The following is a 26549-nucleotide window of genomic DNA, read 5'->3' on the forward strand; positions in this document are numbered from 1 at the left end:
ACATGACCGACAGGCTCGATGCGCAGATCGCCTTTCTGAAGGAGGCGGACAAACTCAAGTCCGTGTTGCGCGCCTCGCGGCTGATTTCCGCCGATCGGCATGAAAACTCGGCCGAGCACAGCTGGCACATCATGCTGCACGCGCTGGTTCTGGCCGATCAGGCGGGGCCGCAGGTGCGCATCGACCGGGTGCTGCGGATGCTGTTGCTGCATGACATCGTCGAGATCGACGCCGGCGACGCGCCGATTCACGGCGATGTCGATCATGTCGCCATGGCCCGCGCCGAGGCCGAGGCCGCCCGCCGCCTGTTTGGCCTGCTGCCCGCCGATCAGGCCGACGATTTCCGCACCCTCTGGGAGGAGTTCGAGGCCGCCGAAACCCCCGATGCCCTGTTTGCCAAGGCGATCGACCGGTTCCAGACCCCGGTGATCAACCTGGAAAACGGCGGCGGCACCTGGACGGAATACCGGGTGACGCTGGAACAACTCGACACCCGCGTCGGGGTTCCGATCCGGCGCGGCGCGCCGGGGCTGTGGGACTGGCTCCAACCCAGACTTGCCGCCTTTTTCAGCGCGGGCGCCCGCAGCGACTGAAACCCCGGGCGCCGGGCTGCGACATTTCGGTATACGTCGGTATACAACCTTTCGTTCCGCCGGCCTTTGCGCTAGGCCGCGCAACAGCAGCCACGGCGGAACAAAAGGACCGGGACCGATGACCAAGATCAAGGTTGAGAACCCCGTCGTCGATATCGACGGCGATGAAATGACCCGCATCATCTGGGATTTCATAAAGCAAAAGCTGATCCTGCCCTATCTGGACATCGATCTGCTGTACTATGATTTGAGCATTCAGGAACGCGACCGCACCGACGACCGGATCACCGTGGACGCGGCAATGAAGATCAAGGAGGTCGGCGTCGGCGTCAAATGCGCCACCATCACCCCGGACGAGGCCCGGGTCGAGGAATTCGGCCTCAAGCGGATGTACCCCAGCCCCAACGGCACCATCCGCAACATCCTTGGCGGCGTGGTGTTCCGCGCGCCGATCATCTGCCAGAACGTGCCGCGCCTGGTGCCGGGCTGGACCAAGCCCATCGTGGTGGGCCGCCATGCCTTTGGCGATCAGTACAAGGCCACCGATTTCCGTTTTCCCGGGGCCGGCAAGATCACCCTGAAGTTCGAGGGCGAGGACGGCACCGTGATCGAGAAAGAGGTCTATGACGCCCCCTCCGCCGGCGTGACCATGGCGATGTACAACCTCGACGCCTCGATCATCGACTTTGCCCGCGCCTCGCTGACCTACGGGCTCAACCTGGGCTGGCCGGTCTATCTGTCGACCAAGAACACCATCATGAAGGCCTATGACGGCCGCTTCAAGGATCTGTTCCAGCAGGTGTTCGAGGAGGAATTCGCCGAGGCCTTCAAGGACAAGGGCATCTGGTACGAACACCGTCTGATCGACGATATGGTCGCCAGCTCGCTGAAGTGGTCGGGCGGTTATGTCTGGGCCTGCAAGAACTACGACGGCGACGTGCAGTCCGACACCGTGGCGCAGGGCTTCGGCTCGCTTGGCATGATGACCTCGCAGTTGATGACGCCGGACGGACAGATCGTCGAGGCCGAGGCGGCGCATGGCACCGTCACCCGCCACTATCGCCAGCACCAGCAGGGCAAGGCGACCTCGACCAATTCGATCGCCTCGATCTACGCCTGGACCGGCGGGCTGAAACACCGCGCCAAGCTCGACGGCAATGGGGCGCTGCAGAGCTTTGCCGAAACGCTGGAGCGGGTGGTGGTCGACACCGTCGAGGCCGGTTTCATGACCAAGGATCTGGCGCTGCTGGTGGGGCCCGACCAGAAATGGCTGACCACGATCGGCTTTCTCGAAAAGGTGGACGAAAACCTGAACGCGGCGCTGGCCGGCTGACCCCGGCGGCGGCCGGCGACGGTGATCGGTGCCGCCCCTTGCCGGGGGCGGCGCTTTTTCGTTGCCCCGGCGCCCGGATCTCGGGCAGAGGGGAGCGGAGCAACCGACGGAGGCCGCGATGCCCGCGCATTACATTTACCTGATCCTCGCCGTGGCGGCGGAAACCATCGGCACCTCGGCCCTGCAGGCCAGCCAGCAGTTCACCCGGTTGCTGCCCTCGGTTCTGGTGGTGGCGGGCTATGCGATCAGCTTCTATCTGATGGCGCTGGTGCTGCGGGAGATGCCGGTGGGCATCGTCTATGCGATCTGGTCGGGGCTGGGCATCGTATTCATCGCGCTGATCGGATTCGTCGTCTTCGGCCAGCGGCTGGATCTGCCCGCGGTGCTCGGGCTGGGGATGATCATCGGCGGGATCCTGGTCATCAACCTGTTCTCCGGCAGCACCACCCACTGAGCCGCGCTTTTACGCTGGCCTTCTGCGGTGCAGCAGGCTATGCGGCCCACAATCCCCGATTTGAGGCTGACTTTATGGACCTTCGCAATATCGCGATCATCGCACACGTTGACCACGGCAAAACCACGCTGGTTGACGAGCTGCTGAAACAATCCGGCGCTTTCCGTGAAAACCAGGCCGTGGCCGAACGCGCCATGGACAGCAACGACCTGGAACGCGAACGCGGCATCACCATCCTGGCCAAGGCGACCTCGGTCGAATGGAAAGGCACGCGGATCAACATCGTCGACACCCCCGGCCACGCCGATTTCGGCGGCGAGGTCGAGCGCATCCTGTCGATGGTGGACGGCGTCGTCCTGCTGGTGGATGCCGCCGAGGGGCCGATGCCGCAGACCAAGTTCGTGACCTCCAAGGCGCTGGCGCTGGGTCTGCGTCCGATCGTGGTGCTGAACAAGGTCGACAAGCCCGACGCCGAGCCCGACCGCGCGCTCAACGAGGTGTTCGACCTGTTCGCCTCGCTCGACGCCGATGACGATCAGCTGGATTTCCCGCATCTCTACGCCTCCGGCCGCTCCGGCTGGTGCGACGCCGAGCTGGACGGGCCGCGCAAGGATCTGCACGCGCTGTTCAACCTGGTCGTCAACCACGTGCCGGCGCCGAAACAGATCAAGCATCAGGACGAGGATTTCCGGATGCTGGCGACCACCCTGGGCGCCGATCCCTTTGTCGGCCGCATCCTGACCGGCCGGATCGAGACCGGCCGCGTCAAGGTCGGCCAGACGGTGCAGGCGCTGTCGCGGATCGGCCAGAAGATCGAACAGTTCCGGGTGACCCGGGTGCAGGCCTTTCGCGGCCTTGGCCAGAGCGACATCGACGAAGGCGAGGCCGGCGATATCGTCAGCATCGCCGGCATGCAGAAGGCCACCGTGGCCGACACCATCTGCGCCCTGGCGGTGAGTGAACCGCTCGACGCCCAGCCGATCGACCCGCCGACCATTACCGTCACCTTCGGCATCAACGACAGCCCGCTGGCCGGCCGCGACGGCAAGAAGGTGCAGTCCCGCGTGATCCGCGACCGGCTGATGAAAGAGGCCGAAAGCAACGTCGCGATCAAGATCGCCGACACCCCCGGCGGCGAGGCCTTCGAGGTCTCCGGCCGCGGCGAATTGCAGATGGGCGTTCTGATCGAGAACATGCGCCGCGAAGGCTTTGAGTTGTCGATCTCGCGCCCGCAGGTGATCATGCGCGAAGGCGAGAACGGCCAGAAGCTGGAGCCGATCGAAGAGGTCATTGTCGACGTCGACGACGAGTATTCCGGCGCGGTGATCGAAAAACTCACCGGCACGCGCAAGGGCGATCTGGTCGAGATGCGCCAGAACGCCGGCAAGACCCGGCTTGTCGCCCATGTCCCCTCGCGCGGGCTGATCGGCTATCATGGCGAGTTTCTGACCGACACCCGCGGCACCGGCGTTCTGAACCGGGTGTTCCATGCCTGGGCGCCCTACAAGGGGCCGATCCCGGGACGGCGTCAGGGCGTGCTGATCTCGATGGAGGACGGCGAGGCAGTGGCCTATGCGCTGTGGAACCTGGAAGAGCGCGGCAAGCTGTTCATCGGGGCGCAGGCCAAGGTCTATCAGGGCATGATCATCGGCGAGCACAGCCGCGACAACGACCTCGAGGTCAACCCGCTCAAGGGCAAGAAACTGACCAACGTGCGGGCCTCGGGCACCGACGAGGCGGTAAAGCTGACGACGCCGGTGACGCTGTCGCTGGAAGAGGCCATCGCCTATATCAACGATGACGAGTTGGTGGAGGTGACGCCGAACGCGATCCGGTTGCGCAAACGCCATCTCGACCCGCATGAGCGGAAGCGGGCGGCAAGGTCCAACTGATCCGTAAAGGCCGCCCTTTGGGCGGCCTTTGCTTATGCGCTGCCGCCGCCCCTTCGCCTCCCGGCGGGCGCGACGGCTGAGCGCCGGGGCGCTTTGATTTTCCCCAACTTGCGCTACTCTCTCTCCAAAGGGAGGAGCATATGCGCAAATTGCAAACCCAGGGCGTGCATCACATCACGCTGACCGGCGCCGACCGGCAGACCAGCATAGATTTCTGGGAGGGGGCGCTGGCCATGCCCTTTGTCTTCGACCAGCCGAATCTCGACAACCCGGACGAGGGCCACCTCTATTTCGATCCGGGCGACGGGCGGCTTATCACCGTCTTCACCGACGAGACCCGCAGGCCCGATCCGCGCCGCACCCCGACCGAGCCGGGCTGCGTGCATCATCTGGCCTTCAACGTCTCCCGGGCGACCTTTTCCCAAGCGGTGACCCGGCTCGATGAACGCGGCATCCGCCATTCCGGGCCTAAGGATCGCGGGTTCATGGATTCGATCTATTTCACCGATCCGATGGGCCTTTTGATCGAACTGGCCTGTTACCGGTTCGAGCCGCCGGCGGGCTGTACCCATGCCGACGTGATGATCGAGGCGCATCGCCTCCGCGTCGCGCGCGGCGATTACAACATCGCCGAAGAGCATCTGGCCGACGCCATCGAACTGCTGGTCACCCGCCGCCAGCAATCGCTGTCGCAGCATCGCGGGCCGGCCGACCCCTACTGAGCCGCGCGGCGCATAAACCAAGGTCCTATACGGGGCAAAACCCACCCTTCGTGCAATGGCTGACGGCGCGAAGGGGGGATTAGCTGACGGTCATGGCGGCACACTGCGCCGCTCCGACCACTCAGGCAGACAAAGGATCAGCCATGACATTTTTCACAGCTCGCCGCATCGCCCCCCTGCTCGGCGCGACCTTCATCGCCGTCGCCACAGTCGGCTCGGCCCAGGCCGATGGCCTGTTTCAGACCCAGACCCGGGCCATGTTCCAGAGCCGGACGATGACCATGGCGCAGGCGCGCCTTGCCGACGCCGTCGAGGTTCTGGACCGCAAGCAAATCCGGGACCGCACACGGACGCAAACGCGGGACCGCATCATGACCCAGGATCGCCTGCGCAGCGATGACGCCACGGCCACGCGGACGCGCAGCCGCGCCGAATTCGGCGGTGCCGCCAGCAGCGGCGGCCGCGCAAGCGGCGGTGTCGCGGCCGGCGCCGGAAACGGGTCCCCGGGGCGCAACTGAGCAATCTGCGCCCTGTCCCCCGCCAGGGCCGCCGCATGGGAATGCCCGTTCCCCAGGCGGCCCTGGCACCCTGCATTTCTCTCCGCGCATTGACACCCGGTGCCGCCGTTCCCAGTTTGGATCGCAAGATGTTCGCGTTTCGTCATAACAGCCGGTTGATCGCCCCAGTTCTGCTGGGCGCGGCGCTGGCCCTGGCCGCCGCCCCTGCCGCCACCGCCGGCGAGGGCGTGGCCGAGCCCGTGGTCCGCTCGCTCACCGAAGAGGGGTATACCGTCACCGATGTCAGCCGCACCTGGCTTGGCCGCATCCTGATCACCGCGCAAAACCGCCGGTTTCTGCGCGAGGTCGCGCTCGACCGCCGAACCGGCGCCATTCTGGGCGATCAGCGGTTCAGGCGGTCCGAAGCCGCTGATGCGCCCGCCGACGGCGCCCCGGCCGGAAACGGCGGGACGGGCGGCGGCGGCGGTACGGGTCCAGGCGGCGCCGGCGGCAGCGGCGGCGGGTCCGGTGGAGGCGCAGGCAACGGTGGCTGACCTGATCCCCCCAGGTTCGGCCGGGCGCCCTCGGAACGCCTCCCCGAACGACCACCCCCGATGCTGAACCGTCCCTTTATCGTCTGGCTTCTGGTGGCGATCCAGGCGCTGTGCGGCGCCTATTTCCTGTGGGAAATCGCCGCCTCCATCCTCGGCCTGCCCACCCTGCCGCTGCGCTGGCAGACCAGAGAGCTGGTGCAGATCGGCGCCAGCCTCGGGCTGATCCTGGGGGCATTTCTGGGCGTGGTCCTTGCGCGCGAGGCGACCCGCGCCGGAACCCGGGCCGAGACGGCGCGCCGCCTGACCTCGGGGCGGTTCACCGAGGTGGTGGCCGAGTATTTCCGGCGGTTCGACCTTACCCCGGCCGAGACCGATGTCGCCTGGCTTCTGCTCAAGGGCATGGCGATAGGGGAAATCGCCGATCTGCGCGCGACCAGGCTTGGTACGGTCAAGGCGCAATGTTCGTCGATCTACCGAAAATCCGGGGTCAGCGGGAAATCGCAATTCATTTCCCAGATCGTCGAAGACCTGCTGCTCTGACCGAAAGAGCGGCCCGCAATGGGCCGCCCCGACGCTTTGCTTGAGCCTACTCGCTGGTCTCGACGACCATCAACTCGCGCTCGGACGCGCCGCGCGCATGGCTCAGCGCCTCCTGGTATTCGGGCGAGTGATAGCAATCCACCGCCGCCTCGACGGTCGGGAATTTGGCGACCACGTTGCGCGGCCGTTCCTTGCCCTCAAGCTGAACGAACTTGCCGCCACGGGCGATGAACTCGCCGCCGTGCTTGGCGATCGCGGGGCCCGCCAGCTTGGCATATTTGCCATAGGCCTCTTCGTCGGTCACCGTCACATGCGCAATCCAGAGTGCACCCATCTTATCCCTCCAAAACCTGTTCCGCCGCGCGGATCGCCGCGTCGGCCTTGCTGATATCACTGCCGCCGCCCTGCGCCATGTCGGGACGGCCGCCGCCGCCCTTGCCGCCAAGCGCCTCGACCGCCGGGCGCAACAGGTCCGGCGCCTTGACCCGGCCGGTCAGATCGCCGGTCACGCCCGCGGCCACCGCGACCTTGCCGCCGGTATCGGCGATCAGCAGCACCGCGCCGCTGCCCAGCCGCGCCTTGTGCTCGTCGATCAGCGGCGGCAGATCCTTGCCGGTCACCCCGGTCAGCACCTGGGCGAGGAATTTCACGCCGCCGATCTCTTTCGCCTCGGGCGCCACCTGACCGCCGCCCGCCATCGCCAGATCGCGGCGCAGCTGCGCCAGCTCGTTGCCCAGCTCCTTGATCTTGGCCTGATCGGCGCGCACCCGCTCGACCAGATGATCCGGCGTCGTCTTCAACTCGCCCTGCAGTTCGGACATGATCTGACGCAGCCGCGCGGTATAGGCCAGCGCGCCCTGCCCGGTCAGCGCCTCGATCCGGCGCACACCGGCGCTGCTGGCACTGTCCGACAACAGGACGAACTCGCCGATGTCGCCGGTCCGGGTCACATGGGTGCCGCCGCAGAGCTCCAGCGAATAGGTCTGCCGGTCCGCGCCCTTGCCCGAGCCGGGCTGAACCCCCATCGAGACCACGCGCACCTCGTCGCCGTATTTCTCGCCGAACAGCGCCTGCGCGCCCAGGCCCCGGGCATCGTCCGGGGTCATGATCCGGGTCACCACCGGGGCGTTCTGACGGATATACTCGTTGACCTCGGCCTCGACCCGCTCCAGCTCCTGCGCGCTCAGCGCCTTGGCATGGCTGAAGTCGAAGCGCAGCCGGTCCGCGGCGTTGAGCGATCCGCGCTGCGCCACGTGATCGCCGAGCGCCTGACGCAGCGCCTCGTGCAGCAGGTGGGTGGCCGAATGGTTGGCCCGGATCGCGGTGCGGCGGCCGTGATCGACCTCCAGAACCGCCGCCGCGCCGCTGGCGATCTCGCCCTCGGTCACCTCGGCAAAATGGATGAACACGCCGGCGCTTTTGCGGGTGTCGGTCACCCGTGCCAGGCCGCCCTCGGTGCGGATCGTGCCGCAATCGCCGATCTGGCCGCCGGACTCGGCATAGAATGGGGTCTGGTTCAGCGCGACCTGCACGGTGTCGCCGGCCCTGGCGGTCTCGACGCTGTCGCCGCCGCGCACCAGCGCCACGATCTGGCCCTCGGCGGTCTCGGTGTCGTAGCCGAGGAAATCGGTCACGCCGTGTTGCTCCGCGATGTCGTACCAGATCGTCGCGTCGGCCGCTTCGCCCGAGCCGGCCCAGGCGGCACGGGCCTTGGCCTTTTGCTCGGCCATTGCCGCATCAAAACCGTCGGTATCCACCAGGCGGCCCTTTTCGCGCAGCGCATCCTGCGTCAGGTCCAGCGGGAATCCATAGGTATCATAAAGCTTGAACGCCGCCCCGCCGGGCAGCGCCGCGTCCTCGGGCAGACCCTCCAGTTCCTCGTCGAGCAGCTTCAGCCCCCGGTCGAGCGTCTGCTTGAAGCGGGTTTCCTCCAGCTGCAGCGTTTCCTGGATCAGCGCCTGCGCGCGCCCCAGTTCCGGATAGGCCGCCCCCATCTGACGCACCAGCGCCGGCACCAGCTGGTGCATCAGCGGATCCCGCGCGCCCAGCAGATGCGCGTGCCGCATCGCCCGGCGCATGATCCGGCGCAGAACATAGCCACGGCCGTCGTTGGCCGGCATCACCCCGTCCGCGATCAGGAAGGAGGTCGAACGCAGATGGTCCGCGATCACCCGGTGATGCACCCGGCCGTCGCCGTCCGGGTCCGTGCCGGTGGCCTCGGCGCTGGCCATGATCAGGCTGCGCATCAGGTCGGTTGCATAGTTATCGTTGGTCCCCTGCAGCAGCGCCGCCACCCGCTCGATCCCCATGCCGGTGTCGATCGACTGCGCCGCCAGTTCGCGCCGGGAGCCGTCCTCGAACTGCTCATACTGCATGAAGACGAGGTTCCAGATCTCCACGAAGCGGTCGCCATCCTCGTCCGGGCCGCCCGGAGGGCCGCCCCAATGCTGCTCGCCGTGGTCGTAGAAGATTTCGGTGCACGGGCCACAGGGGCCGGTCGCGCCCATCATCCAGAAATTGTCGTTGGTGGGGATACGGATGATCCGGTCGTCGGAGAAACCGGCCACCTTTTTCCAGATCTCGGCCGCCTCGTCATCGGTGTGATAGACCGTCACCAGAAGCTTGTCGCGGTTGATGCCGTATTCCTTGGTGATCAGCTCCCAGGCAAATCGGATCGCGTCGTCCTTGAAGTAGTCGCCGAAGGAGAAATTTCCCAGCATCTCGAAAAACGTGTGGTGGCGGGCGGTATAGCCCACGTTGTCGAGGTCGTTGTGCTTGCCGCCGGCGCGCACGCATTTCTGCGCCGTGGCGGCGCGTTTGTAATCGCGGTGCTCGACGCCGGTGAACAGGTTCTTGAACTGCACCATGCCGGCATTGGTGAACATCAGCGTCGGGTCGTTGCGCGGCACCAGCGGGCTGCTGTCCACGACCTCGTGCCCCTGCTTGGCGAAATAGGTCAGAAAGGTCGATCGGATGTCGTTCAACGTGGGCATTGCATGTCTCTTGACGGGCTGAGTGGGTGACCGGGAAATCCCGTTTGCGCTGGTTTATCGCCCCGCCCCTGCACTGTCCACCGCCCGCGCACAGGCACCGGCATTCGGGATCCCGCAATCGGGGTCCGGCAATCGGGGCCGCGCGGACCGAGGCATGAAAAAACGGGGCGCTCCGTACCGGCGCGCCCCGCTGTCATTTCGTCCATGCCCGGCGGCGCCGGGAACCGTTTCCCCGGGCGCGGGCCTTCTGCATCTCAAGACTCTCGGACCTCAAACCTCAGAAAATCAGGCCTCGAGAATATCGTCGCCCTCTTCGTCCGGTGCGCCGCCATCGAATTCCAGCCCGTGCGCGGCGCGGATCTTGTCCTCGATCTCCAGCGCGATGGCACTGTGTTCGCGCAGGAACTGCTTGGCATTCTCGCGGCCCTGGCCGATGCGCTCGTCGCCATAGCTGAACCAGGACCCGGATTTGTTGACCACCCCGGCCTTGATGCCGAGATCCAGCAGCTCGCCCATCTTGGAGATGCCCTCGCCATACATGATGTCGAATTCCACCTGCTTGAACGGCGGCGCCACCTTGTTCTTGACGATCTTGACCCGGGTCGCGTTGCCGACCACCTCGTCGCGGTCCTTGACCGCCCCGATGCGGCGGATGTCGAGCCGGACCGAGGAATAGAATTTCAGGGCGTTGCCCCCGGAGGTGGTCTCCGGGCTGCCGAACATCACGCCGATCTTCATCCGGATCTGGTTGATGAAGATCACCATGCAGTTGGACCGGCTGATCGAGCCGGTCAGCTTGCGCATCGCCTGACTCATCAACCGGGCCTGCACGCCGACGCTGGAATCGCCCATTTCGCCCTCGAGCTCGGATTTCGGCGTCAGCGCGGCGACCGAATCGACCACCACCATGTTCACCGCACCGGAGCGCACCAGCGTGTCGGTGATTTCCAGCGCCTGCTCGCCGGTGTCGGGCTGCGAGATCAGCAGCTCGTCCAGATCCACCCCCAGTTTGCGGGCATATAGCGGATCCAGCGCGTGTTCGGCGTCGACAAAGGCGCAGACGCCGCCCCGTTTCTGCTGCTCGGCGATGCAATGCAGCGTCAAGGTGGTCTTGCCCGAGCTTTCCGGCCCGTAGATCTCGACGATCCGCCCCATCGGCAGCCCGCCGATGCCAAGCGCGATGTCCAGCCCCAGAGAGCCGGTGGAACTTGCCTCGATCTCCGGCAACGGGTTGTCGCCGCCCAGCTTCATGATCGACCCCTTGCCGAACTGCCGTTCGATCTGGGCCAGCGCGCTGTCGAGCGCCTTTTGCTTGTCCGCGTTCTGCTTGCTGCTCATTGTCAGAAGATCCGCCATAATCCCGTTCACCTTCCTTATTGTCACACCCGGTCCCGGGCGGCAATCGCCGGTTTGTTCGCCTCTTGTTCCTTATGAGGGCAAAAGGGGAACATTTCAATGGAAAACTTGCGCCCCCAACCGTTTCGTATTTGAGTTAAATTAGCGTTTACGGCAGTCTTGGCCGGATCCGATCAAAAGGGTAAAAGGCTAAATGCTTGTTTTCTATAAGGAACGACTTGTCTTCCTGTCGGTGCCCAAAACCGGCACCACCGCCTATGAGACCGCTCTGCGGGATCGCGCCGACATCGTCATTTCCGATCCGCCTGAGCTGAAGCACGCGCCGGTCTATCGCTATAACCGGTTTTTCCGCCCGATGTTCGACAAGGTCTGTCATGCCGAGATGGAGACGCTGGCGGTGATGCGCGAGCCGGTCAGCTGGCTGGGGAGCTGGTATCGCTACCGCCGCCGGCCCTTCATGCTGGGAAAGCCCAATGCAACCCATGAGGTCAGTTTCGACGATTTCGTCGCCGCCTATCTCAAGGGCGACAGACCGGGGTTCGCCAATGTGGGCAGCCAGGCCAAATTTCTGGAGCCGCGCCCCAACGGGCTCCGCGTCACCCACCTGTTCCGCTACGAGGATCCCGGCCGGCTGACCCACTTTCTCGAACAGCGTCTCGGCACCGGGATCGAGACCGCGCGCGAGAACGTCTCGCCCGAAATGGAGCTGGAGCTCTCGGCCGGGACAGAGGCCCGTTATCGCCGCAAATGCGCCGAGGAATTCGCCCTCTACGACAGTATCGGCTGATCCCCGGCGTCAGTGAATCTGCTGATAGACGGTTTCGGCCAGTTGGGTGAGCGAGAAGGGTTTCGGCAGAAAGACCGAGTTCGGAATGTCAGGTTGCGCCTCGTCAAAGGCCCCTTCGGCATAGCCGGAGACAAAGACCACGCAGACCTCGGGCCGGTTCTGCCGCGCCTGACGCACCCAGCTTGGCCCGTCCATCCCCGGCATCACCACATCGGTGACGAAAACATCGACCCGCAGGTCGGGATCCTCGAGCATCTTCAGCGCGTCCTCGGCCGATTCGGCCTCGAGCACGGTATAGCCGCGCAGGCGCAGCGCGCGCGCGGCAAAGGCCCGCACCGGCGCTTCGTCCTCGACCAGAAGAACGACGCCTTCGCCCTGGTGCGGCGCCTCCCTGACCGGCGCGGCGGCGGCCGGAGCCTCGCTCCGGGTCGGCTGATAGGCCGGAAAGTACAGCGTGAACTCGGTGCCGCTGCCCTCGACGCTGTCGACAAAGATGAAACCGCCGGTCTGCTTGACGATGCCATAGGCGGTCGAAAGGCCCAGGCCGGTGCCCTCGCCGGTCCGCTTGGTGGTAAAGAACGGCTCGAACACCTTTGGCAGATCGTCCTGCGGGATGCCGGTGCCCTCGTCGCGCACCTTGACGGTGACGTATTCGCCCGGCGGCACCGTGGCCCGGTCGCGCTGCAGCGCCGCGTCCAGCGTGACCACCTCGGTCTCGATGCGGATCCCGCCGCCCTGGGGCATCGCGTCACGGGCATTGACCACCAGGTTCATCAGCACCTGCTCCAGCTGCCGCTTGTCGGCCCGGATCGGCCGGAGGACCGGATCGTGGCTCAGCGTCAGGGTCACCTTCTCGCCCACCAGCCGGTTCAGCAGATGGGTCAGATCCGACAGGGTGTCGCGCAGGTCCAGCACCTCGGGCCGCAGCGTCTGCTTGCGCGAAAACGCCAGCAACTGGCCCACCAGCGAGGCCGCCCGGTTGGCGTTTTGGCGGATCTGTTCCAGATCGGCGAAATCCTGGTCGCCGCGGTCGTGGCGCAGCAGCAGCAGATCGCAATGGCCCGAGATCGCGGTCAGCAGGTTGTTGAAATCATGCGCGATGCCCCCGGCGAGCTGGCCGATCGCCTGCATCTTCTGGCTCTGAACGAACTGCGCCTCCAGCGTCTTCAGTTCGGTGGCGTCGTTCAGCACCGCGATCAGGATCGGCGCGCCGTCCTCGACCACGCGGCTCAGGCTGACCTGGACAAAGATTTCCTTGTCCTTGCGGGTCAGCCGCAGGAATTCCGATTTCTGCGCGGTCTTGCCCTGCGCGGTTTCGCGCAGCCAGTCCACGATCGACCGGCCCAGCCCCTGCATCAGGGTTTCAAGCGTGGCCTCCGGTTCCGGCGCGCCGCCCAGCAGTTCCGCCGCCTGCTGGTTGGCCGCCAGAACCCGGCCATCCGCCGCCACCTTGAGCATCGCCACCGGCAGGGTATCAAAGCCCGAGGCGCGCCCCCCCGCCTCCTGCCCGTCTGCCGGCAGAAAGAACAGCTCGCGCCGCCCCGCGGCACCGTGAAACTCGGCCACCAGAACATCGCGCAGCCCCTCGGCGGTCGAGATCACGTTGACCTGGCCCGGCCGCAGCGGCAGCGCCGGGAACAGCCGGTCGAGCGATTTCACCCGCTGACCGACCAGGGCGCGGGCGGCCTCGTTCATGAACAGCACCGTTCCCGACCGCCCCAGAGAGATCAGCGGCAGCGGCAGCGCCGCCGCCCCCACGGCCGCATGCGGGCGTTCCGACATGTCCTCGATCCGCCACAGAAAGCCAAGCTCGCCCATCTGGTGCACGGCCAGGCGCACATGGCCGCGGCGGGTCACCTCGTCGGCGCGCGCCGCCCCGTCCTGGGCCGCGCGCGTCTGAAGCCGGTACAGCACCGCCGTCGGGTTGGCAAAGACCGCGCGCAGCGTGCCCGCCAGCGTCTCGGACGCGGTTTCGGGAAACAGCGCCTCTGCCGCCGCGTTGCGCGCCAGGATCAGCCCGTCGGCATCGGCCACGAAACTCGCCGCGGCGTCCTGTTCGATGAACCCCTCCAGCAGCCGGTCGGCCAGATCCAGACCGCGACGGGCCACCAGCCGGCGCAGCCCCATCCCGGCGCTGGTCAGGCACAGTACCGCCCCCGCCGCCATCAGCCCCAGCGACGGCAGGCCCGGCGGCGCCAGCCAGACGCCCCCGGCGATCAGACAGACCGCCAGGACGAGCACGGCCACAACCCGTGTGCGGGCCGGCACGGTATGCGGCATCAGGGTACTGACGGTAATCGGGCGGCTGGTCACATTCGGGCTCCGTCCGTGGGGGGATTCGCTGCCGCCATTTCGCGGCATAGCGGTTAAACCCGCCTTAACGCTCTGATTTTCCACCCAAAGGCGATTATGACGCCTTCGCATCCCGGGTCAAGTGCGCCGAAAAGAACCCGTCGGTGCCCGCCGCGACCGACCAGGACCGCCGCCAGACGCAGCGCCAGCCGGGATGCCGCGCCAGAAACCCGGAGATCTGATCGCCGTTTTCCCGCGTCAGCAGCGAACAGGTGGCATAGGCCAGAACGCCGCCCGGCGCCAACAGACCGGCGGCGAGGTCGAGGATGTCGGCCTGCGTCGCGGCCAGATCGTCCAGCATCTCCGGCGTCAGCCGCCACTTGCCCTCCGGCGCGCGGCGCCAGGCGCCGCTGCCGGAACAGGGAACGTCGCACAGCACCAGGTCGAAGGGCGCCCGCCGCGCCACCCCGTCGCCGTCCAGTATCTCCACCGCCAGCCCGGCCCGCGCGGCGCGCTCAGGCAGATCGCGCATCCGGTTCGGCGCGGCGTCATAGGCGAAAAGCTCCAGCTTCCCCCGCGCCCCCATCGCCAGCGTCTTGCCGCCCCCGCCGGCGCAATAATCCAGCACACGCATCCCGTCCGTCAGCGGCAGCGCCTCGACCAGCGCCTGGCTGGCCGCGTCCTGTAATTCGACCCGCCCTTCGAGATAGGCGGCGGAATTGCGGATGCGGCGGGCGCCTTCGGTAACGTCGAGCGCGGTCTCGGAACCGGGATGCGGCTCACAGACCACACCGTCCGCCGCCAGCGCCTCGATCGCCGCCGCCCGGTCCGTCTTGGCCAGATTGACCCGCAGATGCACCGGCGCACGGCCTTGCAGGGTGCGGGCCGCCGCGTCGGCCTCCTCGCCAAGGCTGGCGCTGAAATCCGGCCAGAGCCAGTCGGGGATGTCCAGCGCCTCGGCGCCCTCGGCCGGGAGGTGCCCCGCCGCGAGCTCTTCCGCCGCCAGCGGCACCGGGGCGTGGCCCTCGCCGGTGAAGATCGTCGCCGGATCGACCCCGTCGCGCCGACAGGCCCCCAGCATCAGCCCGCGACCGGTCGCCGCCCCGCCGAGCGCGGCGAGCGAGCGCTGCGCGCGCAGCGCGTCGAACACATGATCGCGCACCGCCGCGCGGTCCTTGGACCCGGCAAAGCGGCTGAGCCGCGCCCAGCCGGTCAGCGCCTGTTCGGCGGGCTTGCCGGCGAGATACACGTCGAGAATCTCGATCGCGGCCTGAACCCGCGCCGCCGGGGTCATGGGGCAACGCTCCGGAAGCCGGCGCCGTCGCGCTCCAGCCGCAGGAATTTCTCCGCCCACATCAGATGGCCGCCGCTGATCACCAGACCCTCCTCGGCGATGGTCTCGAAGGCCGCTTGCCGGGTCGCATCGCCCTGCGCGCTGTCGGTGTCATAGCGGGTGTGCACGGTGGGATCGCCGATCTGCAACTGCACCGAATGCACCAGATCGCCGATCAGCGCAAAACCCGCGCCCAGCCGCAACCCGATATGCCCGGGCGTATGCCCCGGCAGGAACCAGACCCGTAGCCCATGACCCAGATCGTCGCCGTCCCGCACCGTCTCGATCCGGTCGCCGCAGGCCGCGATCAACCGCCCGCCGGCGGTGTCTTCGCGCCCCTGCCAGAAGGCAAGTTCCTTCTCATGCATGAGGATCTTTGCCGCCGGAAACACCGGCCTGCCCCCGGCATCCAGCGCGCCTGCGGCATGATCGCCGTGCAGATGGGTGAAGATGATCCGGCCGATCCGATCCGGCGCGATGCCGAGGCTCGCCAGCAGCGCGGGCAGCCGCCCGCCCGCACCGCCGTAGATCAGCGGCCCGCAGCCGGTATCGACCAGGTCGAGCGCGCCGTCGCCATGGCGCAGCAGATGGACATTGGCCTCGATCCGGACGCCGCCGGGATGGGCGGCCTCGCGCCGCGCCGGCGCGACCTCGGGGAACACATCCGGCCCGAGATCGAGCAGACCGTCGGTCAGACAGAACACCTCTGTCTCACCGACCTGATGCCGCGCGATGCCCTCCATGGTCCGGCTCACCCGATCCGGTAGTTCGGGCTTTCGCGGGTGATCTGCACGTCGTGGACATGACTTTCGTTCAGTCCAGCGCCGGTGATCTTCACGAAATTGCAGTTCCGGCGCATCTCTTCGATGGTGCCGTTGCCGGTATACCCCATCGCCGCGCGCAGTCCGCCCACCAGCTGGTGGATCACCGTGCCCGCCGTTCCCTTGTAGGGCACCTGCCCCTCGATCCCCTCGGGCACCAGCTTGTCCGAGGCGGCGTCCTTCTGGAAATAGCGGTCGGCCGAGCCGCGCGCCATCGCCCCAAGGCTGCCCATCCCGCGATAGGATTTGTAGCTGCGGCCCTGATAGAGGATCACTTCGCCAGGGGATTCGTCGGTGCCTGCGATCATGCTGCCGACCATGGCACAGGAGGCGCCGGCCGCGATCGCCTTGGCGAAATCGCCCGAAAACTTGATGCCGCCATCGGCGATCACCGGCACGTCACCGGCCGCGCCGGCGCAATCCATGATCGCGGTCAGCTGCGGCACGCCGACGCCGGCGACCATCCGCGTGGTGCAGATGCTGCCCGGCCCGATGCCGACCTTGATCGCATCCGCGCCGGCGTCGATCAGCGCGCGGGTCGCTGCCGCCGTGGCGACATTGCCCGCGATCACCTGAACCTCGTTCGACAGCGTCTTGGCCCGCTTCACCGCCTCGAGCACCCCGGCGGAATGCCCATGCGCGGTATCGACCACGATGATGTCGACCCCGGCATCGACCAGCGCGCCCGAGCGTTCATAGCCCGCGTCCCCGACCGAGGTCGCAGCCGCCACCCGCAACCGGCCCAGGTTATCCTTGCAGGCGGTGGGGTTCAGCACCGCCTTTTCGGTATCCTTCAGCGTCAGCAGTCCGGTCAGCTTGCCGTTTCCATCGGTGACCAGAAGTTTTTCGATCCGCCGCGCCTTCATCAGGCTGATCGCCTCTTCGCGGTCGGCCGGCTCGCGCAGGATGGCCAGGTTTTCGGTGGTCATCATCACATGCACCGGCGTCGCGTCGTTGGTGGCAAAGCGCATGTCGCGGTTGGTGACGATACCGACCACGCGGCCCCGCTCGTCGACCACCGGAAACCCGGTGAAGCCATACCGGTCGCACAGCGCCTTGGCATCGGCCAGCGTCTGGTTCGGCGTCAGGGTGATCGGATTGTAGACAATGCCGCTCTCGAACCGTTTGACGCGCCGCACCTCCTGCGCCTGCGCCTGCACATCCAGGTTCTTGTGGATGACGCCGATACCGCCGGCCTGGGCCATGGCGATCGCCATGCGGGCCTCGGTCACCGTGTCCATCGCACTGGACAAAAGCGGTATATTCATGCGGATCGTCCGCGTCACCTGCGTCGAGGTATCCGCCGCGGACGGCAATACCGACGAGGCCGCCGGAACAAGCAAAACATCATCGAAGGTCAGCGCCTCACGAATCTCCATCGGATATCTCCTGGGGTGGCATCGTTTGGCGCTTCCCTATTGCATGGATGATGGACAGAGGAAAGGCCAATTCGCCCCTTGCCGCCGCGGCGCATTGGCCGCAGCCTGAGTGGGCGAAATCAACCGGGGAGCCCGCCGCCATGACCACCCACGACTACGACAAAGGCCGTCTCAACCTGCCGTTTGTCGGCATCGCCACCTTTGGCAAACGGCCCTATGTGCAGGACTGGACCGCGATCGACGCCGACGTGGCGATTCTGGGCGCGCCGTTCGATTTCGGCACCCAGTGGCGCGCCGGGGCGCGGTTCGGGCCGCGCGGCGTACGCGAGGCGAGCACGCTGTTTTCCTTCGGTCACGCCGGCGCCTATGACCACGAGGACGACCGGACCTACCTCGGCCCCGGGATCCGCATCGTCGATATCGGCGATGCCGACATCGTCCATACCGACACCGAAAAGAGCCACGCCAATATCGAGGCAGGCGTCCGCGCCATCCTGGATGCGGGCGCGCTGCCGGTGACCATCGGCGGCGATCATTCGGTCACCATCCCCTGCATCAACGCCTTTGAGGGTCGCGGGCCGATCCATGTGCTGCAAATCGACGCCCATCTGGATTTCGTCGACGAACGCCACGGCGTCCGCTGCGGCCACGGCAGTCCGATGCGCCGCGCCGCCGATCATGATTACATCACCGGCCTCACCCAGCTCGGCATCCGCAACGTCTCCTCCACCACCAGGGAGGGCTATGACGACGCCCGCGCCATGGGCTCCGACATCCTCTCGGTGCGCCAGGTCCGCGCACTCGGACCGCAGGCCACCGCCGAGCGCATCCCCGCAGGCGCCCGGGTCTATATCACCATCGACATCGACGGCTTCTGCCCCTCCATCGCGCCGGGCACCGGCACGCCCAGCCATGGCGGCTTTCTCTATTACGAGGTGATGGAGATCCTGCAGCAGGTTGCCCGCGACCACGAGATCGTCGGCATCGACCTGGTCGAGGTCGCCCCGCCCTACGACCCGGCCGAGGTCACCGCCGTGCTCGCCGCCCAAGTGCTGCTGAACCTTCTTGGATACGTCTTTGACGGCGCCAACGGGGGAGGCAACGGCCCCGCGTGACGCGAGCGGGCCGGATTATGCCGCATCCGCCCTTTCCCCTGCGGCGCAAACCTCTAAGTTGCCCGGCACGAATACCAAATACCCCAAAGGCAGGTCATGAGCACCGATCCCCTCGTCGTCTTCACCCCCTCCGGCAAGCGTGGCCGCTTTCCGAAGGGCACCCCGGTCCTGACCGCCGCGCGCCAGCTCGGGGTCGATCTCGACTCGGTCTGCGGCGGGCGCGGCATCTGCTCGAAGTGCCAGATCACGCCGTCCTACGGCGAATTCCCCAAACACGGCGTCACCGTGCGCGAGGGCGCGCTGTCGGAGTGGAACGCGGTCGAGCAGCGCTATGACGACAAGCGCGGGTTGAAACCTGGCCGCCGCCTGGGCTGCCAGGCGACGATCCAGGGCGATGTGGTGATCGACGTGCCGCCCGAAAGCCAGGTGCACCGCCAGGTGGTGCGCAAGGCCGCCACCGCCCGCGCCATCGTCATGGACCCGGCCACCAGGCTTTATTTCGTCGAGGTGGACGAGCCCGACATGCATTCGCCCACCGGCGATCTGGAACGGTTGGAACGCGCCCTGCGCGAACAATGGCAGATCGACGGCGTCACCGCCGACCTGACCCTGCTGTCGAAACTCCAGCCGACCCTGCGCAAGGGCAAATGGCAGGTCACCGTCGCGCTCTACCGCGATCACGCCGGCGGCGCGGCCCGGATCACCGAGATCTGGCCGGGCCTGCATGAGGGCGGGCTTTACGGGCTGGCCATCGACCTCGGCTCGACCACCATCGCCGCGCATCTGACCGATCTGGACACCGGCGCGGTGATCGCGTCGTCCGGCATCATGAACCCACAGATCCGCTTCGGCGAGGATCTGATGAGCCGGGTCTCCTATGCCATGATGAACCCCGGCGGCGACAGGGAAATGACGGCGGCGGTCCGCGACGCGCTGAACGAGCTGACCCGCGCCATCGCCGAAGAGGGCGCCATCGACCCCGCGCTGATCCTCGAGACGGTCTTTGTCTGCAACCCGGTGATGCACCATCTGCTCCTCGGCCTCGACCCGGTGGAGCTGGGCCAGGCGCCCTTTGCGCTGGCCACATCGGATTCGGTTCGGCTGGGCGCGCTGGAGTTGGGGCTGGACGCGATGAACCCACGCGCGCGCATCTACGTGCTACCCTGCATCGCGGGGCACGTGGGCGCCGACGCCGCCGCCGTGGCGCTGTCGGAAGAGCCGGGCAAATCCGAGGATCTGGTGCTGATCGTCGATGTCGGCACCAATGCCGAGCTGCTGCTGGGCAACAAGACCCGCGTGCTCGCCTGCTCCTCCCCCACCGGCCCGGCCTTCGAGGGGGCGCAGATCAGCTCCGGCCAGCGGGCCGCCCCCGGCGCCATCGAACGGGTCGAGATCGATCCCGCGACGAAAGAGCCCCGCTTCAAGGTGATCGGCTGTGACCTGTGGTCGACCGATCCCGGTTTCGACGCCGCCACCGCGACCACCGGCATCACCGGCATCTGCGGCTCTGGCATCATCGAGGCGGTGGCGGAAATGCGCATCGCCGGCCTCGTCGATGCCTCCGGCCTGATCGGCTCGGCCGAGCAGACCGGCACCCCCCGCAGCCTGCCGGAGGGGCGGACGCATTCCTATCTGATCCACGACGCCAGCGCGACAGGCGGGCCGCGCATCACCGTGACGCAAGGAGATATCCGCGCCATCCAGCTGGCCAAATCCGCGCTTTATGCCGGGGCGCGCCTGCTGATGGACGAAATGGGGGTGGACAAGGTGGATCGGGTGGTGCTCGCCGGGGCCTTCGGCGCCCATATCTCCACCAAACACGCCATGGTGCTGGGCATGATCCCCGACGCGCCGCTGAACAAGGTCACCAGCGCCGGCAACGCTGCGGGGACAGGGGCGCGCATCGCGCTGTGCAACATCGCCTCGCGCACCGAGATCGAGAAGACCGTGCGCCAGATCACCAAGGTGGAAACCGCGATCGAGCCGAAATTCCAGGAGCATTTCGTCGCCGCCAATGCCATCCCGCACAAGACCGATCCGTTCCCGGAGCTGGCCAGGGTCGTCACCCTTCCTGACGTCTCCTTCAACACCGGCGGCGGCGATGGGGCCGGCGGCGGCCGCCGCCGCAGGCGGCGCGGCTGAACGCCCCTGCGAGGCGGGTTTCCTGCGGCGAAGAAGGGACCCGGACAGCACCAGGCGGCACGCGGCCGCGCGCGCAGCCGTCCCGCCGCCCTCTCCCCTATCCGGGAAAGCGACGGAGAGGGGGCAGCACCGTCCCGCAAACGCGTTTTCTGGAGCGGCGTTTCAGGTGCGAACGGGCGATGTCCAATGAAGAGACGCGTGAAGAGGCGCGCCCGGAAACCGGCCCCCATTTCGCCCCCGCTTCCCCCCTTGACGCGCCCGCGCCGCGCGATTATCCAGTCGCTCCAGAGCGCGGGTATGGTGAAAAGGTATCACGCGAGCTTCCCAAGCTTAAGTTACGGGTTCGATTCCCGTTACCCGCTCCATCGCAAACAATCACGAAACCCCTTATTTTTATGGCCATTTGTCGCGTTATACGTGGCAAATTCACGTCTCCGTATCCACCCTGTATTGGGAAAATTCGGGAACGTCTGGGGCCGTTTTGGAGCATGATCCCCAGACTAATCCCCAGACCGGCCAAAGAACCCGTCATCCGGACCGACAAACGTGAAAGCTTCACCCGGACAACCGGGAGGGGCATTGCGAAACAGGTTTTCCGGCTTGGTCGAGCCGGACTTGCGCCAGCTGATTGCCGGCAGGCAGCCCTTCCAAGACATTCGTGCAAGACGCAGCATGACGCCAGGTGCCGGAACGAGGGGGCGGGGAGTTGTCGTTCGCTGCGACATGCTCGAAGGTCGGCAATGCGCAGAAAGCAGCCTTTGCAAAGCCGGCGTTGCCGAGAGCGGTAGAGCGCCACGATCGACCCAAACCTGCCACTCGATAAATTCGGAGTGAACAACTGCTTCTGGCTGGACATGTCACCAATCCCACGCCGGCCAGTATGATCCGCGCGTTCGACTTCCATGTCATTGCCCGAGAAACGCTCAGACAAGATAAAAGGCCGTGCTCGGTAGCGGGCGAGGAAACAGACCGATAAAATTACAGCTTTTTACCCGGAAAATAGCCACAATCCGCCAGATTTTCGCCTCATTTCAGCACAACCTTATGTTGTGTTGGTGTCTCAAGAAGACGCGCGCGGAGAGGCCTTCCGGGTCGCCACATTAGTATCGTTTCTCAGTCCCGCCGTCGACTCTCCGCTTCGCGACGCCTCGACGTCGCGGTGGGGAACCAACATGAAAATCTCGCCGTTTGTACCAGATGAATACATTGGTCGTATCAGTCCGGAAATGTTCGGCTCGAACTATTTGTTCAACCACAGTTTGGTCAAAGATATCGAGCCTCGCGACGCAAATTTCGAAGCCGGTGCGAACTTGCTCGGAGTCTACGGGGTCCGGTACCCCGGCGGAGGAGTTTCTGAAGATTATTTTGACGTCACTGCTCCGGATAAGCGACCTGACATCTTCGACAGCTCATTCTCTTTCACCAGCCTTTCCGATTTTCTGGACTGGTCGAAAGAGGACAACCAACCGGCAACGATCGTCTTGCCAACTCGGCCGATCCTTAAAGAGGGTGTTTTCGGCGGCCGAGCAATCGATATGTCCGCCGTCAAAGATGTCGAGAATTTCGTGCAAAACCTTTTGTCGGAGGATGCGCCGCACAGGGGCGACATCGCTGCATTTGAGCTCGGGAATGAATATTGGTCCTGGATGACGGCATCAGAATACGGGAAGGTCGCCGATGCACTATTGGAAGCCATATCTGATGTTTACGACGATCTTGGATTGCGAGAAACGGATCGGCCCAAGCTGCTGGTACAAATGGGAAGCCCCTGGGGCGACGAGTACAGGTCCAGCGGATTCTACGGAAGTCTTACATGGGGTCGCGCCGCGGAGAGGCTGGGATTTACCGAGGATGATTTCGGATCAGATGACCAATTGAAATGGGGCGCCAAAGTCTCGAGATCAAATCAGGATATAATTGATCAAATTAAGCATGTGGATGACGTTTCGGGCCTAGTTGAACACTTCTACTTCGGTAGAACAGATGACCAGTTCACCGACAGCAGTTACGAATTCAACTATATTGATTATGATATTCGCCTATGGAGAGAGCGTGGCTTCGATCAGCCAATTTACATCACAGAGTGGAACGTTGAACAAAGCAACTCTTCCCAACTCGGGCTGAAGGGCGCGGGTGTCATCCTGGAGATGTTCTCGGACATGGTCGAGGCGGGTGTCGTATCGGCCAACGTCTGGTTGCAGCAGGGGACCACACTTACCGCGTTGGCTGGCGGCCTCCGAGGGGATCCGGTCCTGTCACCCGCAGGTGCCGCTTTCAAATACTTGGCCGACAATGTGGTTGATGCGTCGCTGTTCACGACGGGTGTATCCGGCAACCTCGAGATGGATGGTTATGTCTCCGAGGAGGCGCTGACCTATTTTGTCTATAGCCGCTCGGAGAGAAAGATATCTGTTGAATGGTCGACACCTGAGTCCGATCTGGACCTTAGGATAACCGGCGTTGCACGGATCGGTGTTGACATGAGCACCAGCGACGGCATGCACACAATTGATGGCGAGACCTATGACGTTGACTACTTTAACGAATATGACACCAAGGCCAGGATCACCGAAATTGATGTTGGTGATGTTGCGACAACCCTGAAATTCAACCTCAAGCCTTACGAAGTTGCGGTTATTTCCTATTCCATCGGGGAGGAGGCGACAGACGATGATCCTACCGACACGGACTCGCCTGACAGTGAAGTGCCACGCGACGGGGTAACTATTCCTCCCGACGATGAGGTCCCCCCCGAAGATGACGACGCTGCCGATGACGACGATGCCGCCGATGACGAGGAAAACCCTTTCCCCCGCGCGGCCACGTCTATTTTACGAGGAACGCGCTTCGACGAGCGTCTGACAGGAGGGCGCGGCTCGAACACCATACGCGGCCTTGGCGGAGCGGATTCCCTGCTCGGTCGAGGAGGAGATGATCGCCTGTTCGGAGGAGACGGCGAAGACACCCTGCGCGGTGCGGGGCACGATGACCTTCTCATTGGCGGCGCGGGTGACGACAAATTGCAAGGAGGTCCCGGCCACGATGTGCTGAACGGTGGTCGCGGCGATGATCGGCTTTCCGGAGGGGGGGGCGATGACGTGCTTCGAGGTGGCCTGGGCGGCGATGTGATAAGTGGCGAAGACGGTGATGACTCGCTCGTCGGTCATCGAGGTCGGGATGTGTTGCTGCCTGGGTTGGGAAACGACGAAATTCGTGCAGGGGGCGGCCGTGACACCTTGTCCTACTCAGATCTCAAAGCAGGTGTGCATATCGATGTTTCCGATGGAACTGCGGAAATCAGCAACGGCCCGGTAAAATATGTCCAGACGTACTCACATCTGGAAGAACTGGAAACGACAAACGATCGTGACCGGGTAACGCTCGACACCTCGATAAACAAGCTGTCGACCAAGGCCGGGGATGATCGCGTGTTCCTGGAGAACGATGATCGAATGGTCGTCCGTTTGGGTGAAGGGGACGATGCGGTCTTCGTCGAGGGAACAGGGGACTCCCGTATCTACGGAGGGGCTGGCGACGATTACATCTCGACCGCAGACGGCGACGACACCCTGGTTGGCGGGCCCGGCGCGGATATCTTGAAGCCGGGTGGCGGCCGGAATACTCTGGTCGGCGGGCCGGACAAGGATGTTTTTTTCTTCGACGGCCTGTCTTACGAAAGCCACACAACGATCGAGGATTTCGACCCTGAAGAGGATGAGATCGATGTAAGCGCACTCCCCGATAACACCACGGTGACGACGGAAGTCACGTCGGAGGGACTAGTCGTGGATTTCGATTTTGACGACGATGGTGAAAGTGACATGGAAATCGAAATCAGGGATCTTTTCGACGAAGATGAGATCGATTTCGATATCGCTTGAGGGCCACTTCGGACATCCGCATTCGCTGGCCCAAGCCAAGTCCGGATTCAGTTTTCTGTACAGGGCGTCGAAGCGCGATAGATAGCCTGGTGCAGGAGAGGCGGTCACTGGCCCCGCATTCTTTGAAGTGAGTGGCAACGGGCCGGAGACGCGTTGTTACGCAGGTCGACAACCGATATCAGACAGGCGCTTACCAGCCAGAAAAAGTCGGCAGCCTGCCTCACAACCGGCGACCGGTTGATCACACCCACACTGAACTGACCAGAAAATCGCGATCCCGCAGCAGAGGAAACGTTTCCTTGGGGCAGAAGCGCCGAATCAGAGCTGCAGATCCTCAACACTCGAGTTCTGACAATTTAACCAATCGTAAGACAGTCTTGAGTAATTTCCCCAATAACCATCAAATTGTCACCGATTTGGATACAGTCATGACAGCCAAGAAACTGGCAAAGGAAGCTATGCTGGCAGCGTGGACTGCTGACGGTCGCGAAATGATCAGCACCCGGGATAACCTTTTGAACATTGCAAAATGTGTAATTCATTACAATGGGTTAGAAGGGGGCGCCAAAGAGATGCAGTGCATCATTCTCCCCTTTAAAAAGATTTGATCAAAAGATATGCGGCTTGCAGATGAACACACACGTTCGCCTTGGGGTCAGGATCATTTAGGTTATTTTAGTAGAATCGGAGGTATCTTTTTCCCGCCTTAGCTGATTTATATTTGGGGGAAAGAAATGATCATGTCCAATTCAGATCCGCATTCCTGGATCATCAGTGTGTTTGAGGATATTCGAGAATATGCTCGGTTGAATGGGTTGAAAGCTGTCGAAGGGTCTGCAGATATCGGAAGATACGTGGCGATGATCGAGCTTTACGCCGGCAAGCCCGATGGGATGCCCGCCATACCGTACCACTTGACATCCTTCGAGCGGTACAAGGGTCTTTACGACGACGTCTCGTCCCCAGGCGCGCGGCGCAACACCGTCCGCCGCAACGGCGATCACAGCAACTCTGCGGTGCCAGAGAAATAGCCAGAATCGCAACGCCCGCGAACCACAGGTTCCCAAACGAATAGGCGCGCTGACATCTCAGGTGCGCCACTGGTTCCGGTCCCTGCCGCAAGTAGCAGCCGGTCAGCGCGCGAGCCGCATCGGCTGCGAACTGCTATGGCTTGTCGGGGATTGGAGACAATCCTCCCATGCCCTTCTGCGCCAAAAATTTCTCATAGGCCGCGATCAGGCGCTCCGACTCCTGAATGATCTTTTTGTTCATATTCATCAGAACTCGAACATCGCCCCCCTCGCTCGCTATGTCGAACGTATACTGTTCCAGCCATCTGATCTCAGTTTGGGCATCCTGTATCGCTTCATGTCTCCGGGCGACGCTGGCTTGAAGCCCCTCCAAATCCACCGACTAACCCTCCAAAGTGAGAACACCGAGACTATGGGCACCTCATTTCAAGTGCCATTTCCGAAAACTGCAAATCCGCAACACTCGCGCGCCCAGTTTTGGCTCATAAATATCAAAAAATATCATCATATGCACCAAGATTTCGTTTCGCCCCGCGCAGCGGTCATTGAGGTTGATCGCAGCGAACCGCTGTTCTTCTCCCCACTCCGCCAATAGCCCTAGCCAAGATTGCACTGCGTCGAATGTCGCGAAAGGGCTGGGGCCGGACCTCAGCTGCACGCGCTGATGACGGGCGTCAAGTCGGCTCTAGCTGGCAACGACGAAAAAGGTATCGCAGACTTCAAGGCGGCCGCCGTCCGTTACGGTCGCGAAGCCGTCCCCGATGCCGGTGTGCCCGACAAGCTGGCAGAGCGCAACGTGATGGAGGCGCTGGAAAAGCGCTGGATTGTTCTCGG

General features: G+C 64.4%; 22 protein-coding genes and 1 tRNA gene. 16 read left to right on the forward strand and 7 right to left on the reverse strand.

Annotated elements, in window-relative coordinates:
• The first annotated feature begins 2 nt into the window (after positions 1-2).
• From E1832_RS04175 to E1832_RS04210, 8 genes are all read left to right on the forward strand, one after another.
• Positions 3-593 carry an HD domain-containing protein gene (locus E1832_RS04175; RefSeq protein WP_133358475.1) on the forward strand — a complete coding sequence of 197 codons (591 nt, stop codon included), beginning with the start codon at positions 3-5 and terminating at the stop codon, positions 591-593.
• Between the two features lie 118 nt (positions 594-711).
• The gene (locus E1832_RS04180; RefSeq protein ID WP_133358476.1) at positions 712-1926 is read left to right on the forward strand and encodes an NADP-dependent isocitrate dehydrogenase; all 1215 of its coding nucleotides are present in this window, start codon (positions 712-714) and stop codon (positions 1924-1926) included.
• A 118-nt stretch (positions 1927-2044) separates the two neighbouring features.
• Positions 2045-2380: a DMT family transporter gene (locus E1832_RS04185; RefSeq protein ID WP_133358477.1), complete on the forward strand. Its 336-nt coding sequence runs from the start codon at positions 2045-2047 to the stop codon at positions 2378-2380.
• A 74-nt stretch (positions 2381-2454) separates the two neighbouring features.
• The gene (typA, locus tag E1832_RS04190; protein WP_133358478.1) at positions 2455-4272 is read left to right on the forward strand and encodes a translational GTPase TypA; all 1818 of its coding nucleotides are present in this window, start codon (positions 2455-2457) and stop codon (positions 4270-4272) included.
• A gap of 140 nt (positions 4273-4412) precedes the next feature.
• Entirely contained in the window at positions 4413-4994 is a 582-nt protein-coding gene (locus tag E1832_RS04195; RefSeq protein WP_133358479.1) for a VOC family protein, read from the forward strand.
• Between the two features lie 143 nt (positions 4995-5137).
• A complete protein-coding gene (locus E1832_RS04200; protein WP_133358480.1) occupies positions 5138-5512 on the forward strand; it encodes a hypothetical protein in 375 nt (124 codons plus the stop codon).
• Between the two features lie 128 nt (positions 5513-5640).
• Positions 5641-6045: a hypothetical protein gene (locus tag E1832_RS04205; RefSeq protein WP_133358481.1), complete on the forward strand. Its 405-nt coding sequence runs from the start codon at positions 5641-5643 to the stop codon at positions 6043-6045.
• Between the two features lie 60 nt (positions 6046-6105).
• Positions 6106-6585 (forward strand): helix-turn-helix transcriptional regulator, encoded by a 480-nt coding sequence (locus E1832_RS04210; protein ID WP_133358482.1) that lies wholly within the window; start codon positions 6106-6108, stop codon positions 6583-6585.
• Positions 6586-6631: 46 nt separating this feature from the next.
• On the opposite strand, the gene E1832_RS04215 is transcribed toward E1832_RS04210, so the two are convergent.
• From E1832_RS04215 to recA, 3 genes are all read right to left on the reverse strand, one after another.
• Positions 6632-6919: a DUF1330 domain-containing protein gene (locus E1832_RS04215; protein WP_133358483.1), complete on the reverse strand. Its 288-nt coding sequence runs from the start codon at positions 6917-6919 to the stop codon at positions 6632-6634.
• A 1-nt stretch (position 6920) separates the two neighbouring features.
• On the reverse strand, positions 6921-9578 hold the full coding sequence (gene alaS, locus E1832_RS04220) for an alanine--tRNA ligase (RefSeq protein ID WP_133358484.1): 2658 nt from the start codon (positions 9576-9578) through the stop codon (positions 6921-6923).
• A 285-nt stretch (positions 9579-9863) separates the two neighbouring features.
• On the reverse strand, positions 9864-10934 hold the full coding sequence (recA, locus tag E1832_RS04225; protein WP_133358485.1) for a recombinase RecA: 1071 nt from the start codon (positions 10932-10934) through the stop codon (positions 9864-9866).
• 193 nt (positions 10935-11127) lie between these two features.
• Here recA and E1832_RS04230 point away from each other — a divergent pair, with 193 nt between their 5' ends.
• Positions 11128-11721, forward strand: a complete 594-nt coding sequence (locus tag E1832_RS04230; protein WP_133358486.1) for a gamma-glutamyl kinase — start codon at positions 11128-11130, stop codon at positions 11719-11721.
• A gap of 9 nt (positions 11722-11730) precedes the next feature.
• On the opposite strand, the gene E1832_RS04235 is transcribed toward E1832_RS04230, so the two are convergent.
• The 4 genes from E1832_RS04235 to guaB all read right to left on the reverse strand — a co-directional run bounded on the left by E1832_RS04235 (position 11731) and on the right by guaB (position 17546).
• Positions 11731-14001, reverse strand: a complete 2271-nt coding sequence (locus tag E1832_RS04235; protein ID WP_133358499.1) for an ATP-binding protein — start codon at positions 13999-14001, stop codon at positions 11731-11733.
• Between the two features lie 127 nt (positions 14002-14128).
• Positions 14129-15307: an RsmB/NOP family class I SAM-dependent RNA methyltransferase gene (locus tag E1832_RS04240; RefSeq protein ID WP_133358487.1), complete on the reverse strand. Its 1179-nt coding sequence runs from the start codon at positions 15305-15307 to the stop codon at positions 14129-14131.
• Positions 15304-16101, reverse strand: a complete 798-nt coding sequence (locus E1832_RS04245; protein WP_133358488.1) for an MBL fold metallo-hydrolase — start codon at positions 16099-16101, stop codon at positions 15304-15306. The genes E1832_RS04240 and E1832_RS04245 overlap by 4 nt, the downstream gene beginning before the upstream one ends.
• Positions 16098-17546: an IMP dehydrogenase gene (gene guaB / locus E1832_RS04250; protein WP_133358489.1), complete on the reverse strand. Its 1449-nt coding sequence runs from the start codon at positions 17544-17546 to the stop codon at positions 16098-16100. The genes E1832_RS04245 and guaB overlap by 4 nt, the downstream gene beginning before the upstream one ends.
• A gap of 140 nt (positions 17547-17686) precedes the next feature.
• Here guaB and speB point away from each other — a divergent pair, with 140 nt between their 5' ends.
• The 7 genes from speB to E1832_RS04285 all read left to right on the forward strand — a co-directional run bounded on the left by speB (position 17687) and on the right by E1832_RS04285 (position 26310).
• Complete coding sequence (speB, locus tag E1832_RS04255) at positions 17687-18661, forward strand: agmatinase (RefSeq protein ID WP_133358490.1); 975 nt, start codon at positions 17687-17689, stop codon at positions 18659-18661.
• A gap of 96 nt (positions 18662-18757) precedes the next feature.
• Positions 18758-20803, forward strand: a complete 2046-nt coding sequence (locus E1832_RS04260) for an ASKHA domain-containing protein (RefSeq protein ID WP_133358491.1) — start codon at positions 18758-18760, stop codon at positions 20801-20803.
• Between the two features lie 291 nt (positions 20804-21094).
• A tRNA-Gly gene (locus tag E1832_RS04265) sits at positions 21095-21168 on the forward strand.
• 807 nt (positions 21169-21975) lie between these two features.
• Positions 21976-24684, forward strand: a complete 2709-nt coding sequence (locus E1832_RS23090; protein ID WP_133358492.1) for a calcium-binding protein — start codon at positions 21976-21978, stop codon at positions 24682-24684.
• 377 nt (positions 24685-25061) lie between these two features.
• On the forward strand, positions 25062-25292 hold the full coding sequence (locus E1832_RS04275) for a hypothetical protein (RefSeq protein ID WP_133358493.1): 231 nt from the start codon (positions 25062-25064) through the stop codon (positions 25290-25292).
• Positions 25293-25418: 126 nt separating this feature from the next.
• Entirely contained in the window at positions 25419-25715 is a 297-nt protein-coding gene (locus E1832_RS04280) for a hypothetical protein (protein WP_133358494.1), read from the forward strand.
• Positions 25716-25776: 61 nt separating this feature from the next.
• Positions 25777-26310, forward strand: a complete 534-nt coding sequence (locus tag E1832_RS04285) for a hypothetical protein (protein ID WP_133358495.1) — start codon at positions 25777-25779, stop codon at positions 26308-26310.
• Positions 26311-26549: the final 239 nt, after the last annotated feature.

The organism is Antarcticimicrobium luteum (genome assembly GCF_004358185.1).
Lineage (GTDB): Bacteria > Pseudomonadota > Alphaproteobacteria > Rhodobacterales > Rhodobacteraceae > Antarcticimicrobium > Antarcticimicrobium luteum.

Coding starts and splice junctions, on each gene's coding strand:
- E1832_RS04175 (WP_133358475.1), top strand. CDS start 3: ATGACCGACAGGCTCGATGCGCAGATCGCCTTTCTGAAGGAGGCGGAC.
- E1832_RS04180 (WP_133358476.1), top strand. CDS start 712: ATGACCAAGATCAAGGTTGAGAACCCCGTCGTCGATATCGACGGCGAT.
- E1832_RS04185 (WP_133358477.1), top strand. CDS start 2,045: ATGCCCGCGCATTACATTTACCTGATCCTCGCCGTGGCGGCGGAAACC.
- typA (WP_133358478.1), top strand. CDS start 2,455: ATGGACCTTCGCAATATCGCGATCATCGCACACGTTGACCACGGCAAA.
- E1832_RS04195 (WP_133358479.1), top strand. CDS start 4,413: ATGCGCAAATTGCAAACCCAGGGCGTGCATCACATCACGCTGACCGGC.
- E1832_RS04200 (WP_133358480.1), top strand. CDS start 5,138: ATGACATTTTTCACAGCTCGCCGCATCGCCCCCCTGCTCGGCGCGACC.
- E1832_RS04205 (WP_133358481.1), top strand. CDS start 5,641: ATGTTCGCGTTTCGTCATAACAGCCGGTTGATCGCCCCAGTTCTGCTG.
- E1832_RS04210 (WP_133358482.1), top strand. CDS start 6,106: ATGCTGAACCGTCCCTTTATCGTCTGGCTTCTGGTGGCGATCCAGGCG.
- E1832_RS04215 (WP_133358483.1), bottom strand. CDS start 6,919: ATGGGTGCACTCTGGATTGCGCATGTGACGGTGACCGACGAAGAGGCC.
- alaS (WP_133358484.1), bottom strand. CDS start 9,578: ATGCCCACGTTGAACGACATCCGATCGACCTTTCTGACCTATTTCGCC.
- recA (WP_133358485.1), bottom strand. CDS start 10,934: ATGGCGGATCTTCTGACAATGAGCAGCAAGCAGAACGCGGACAAGCAA.
- E1832_RS04230 (WP_133358486.1), top strand. CDS start 11,128: ATGCTTGTTTTCTATAAGGAACGACTTGTCTTCCTGTCGGTGCCCAAA.
- E1832_RS04235 (WP_133358499.1), bottom strand. CDS start 14,001: ATGCCGCATACCGTGCCGGCCCGCACACGGGTTGTGGCCGTGCTCGTC.
- E1832_RS04240 (WP_133358487.1), bottom strand. CDS start 15,307: ATGACCCCGGCGGCGCGGGTTCAGGCCGCGATCGAGATTCTCGACGTG.
- guaB (WP_133358489.1), bottom strand. CDS start 17,546: ATGGAGATTCGTGAGGCGCTGACCTTCGATGATGTTTTGCTTGTTCCG.
- speB (WP_133358490.1), top strand. CDS start 17,687: ATGACCACCCACGACTACGACAAAGGCCGTCTCAACCTGCCGTTTGTC.
- E1832_RS04260 (WP_133358491.1), top strand. CDS start 18,758: ATGAGCACCGATCCCCTCGTCGTCTTCACCCCCTCCGGCAAGCGTGGC.
- E1832_RS23090 (WP_133358492.1), top strand. CDS start 21,976: ATGAAAATCTCGCCGTTTGTACCAGATGAATACATTGGTCGTATCAGT.
- E1832_RS04280 (WP_133358494.1), top strand. CDS start 25,419: ATGATCATGTCCAATTCAGATCCGCATTCCTGGATCATCAGTGTGTTT.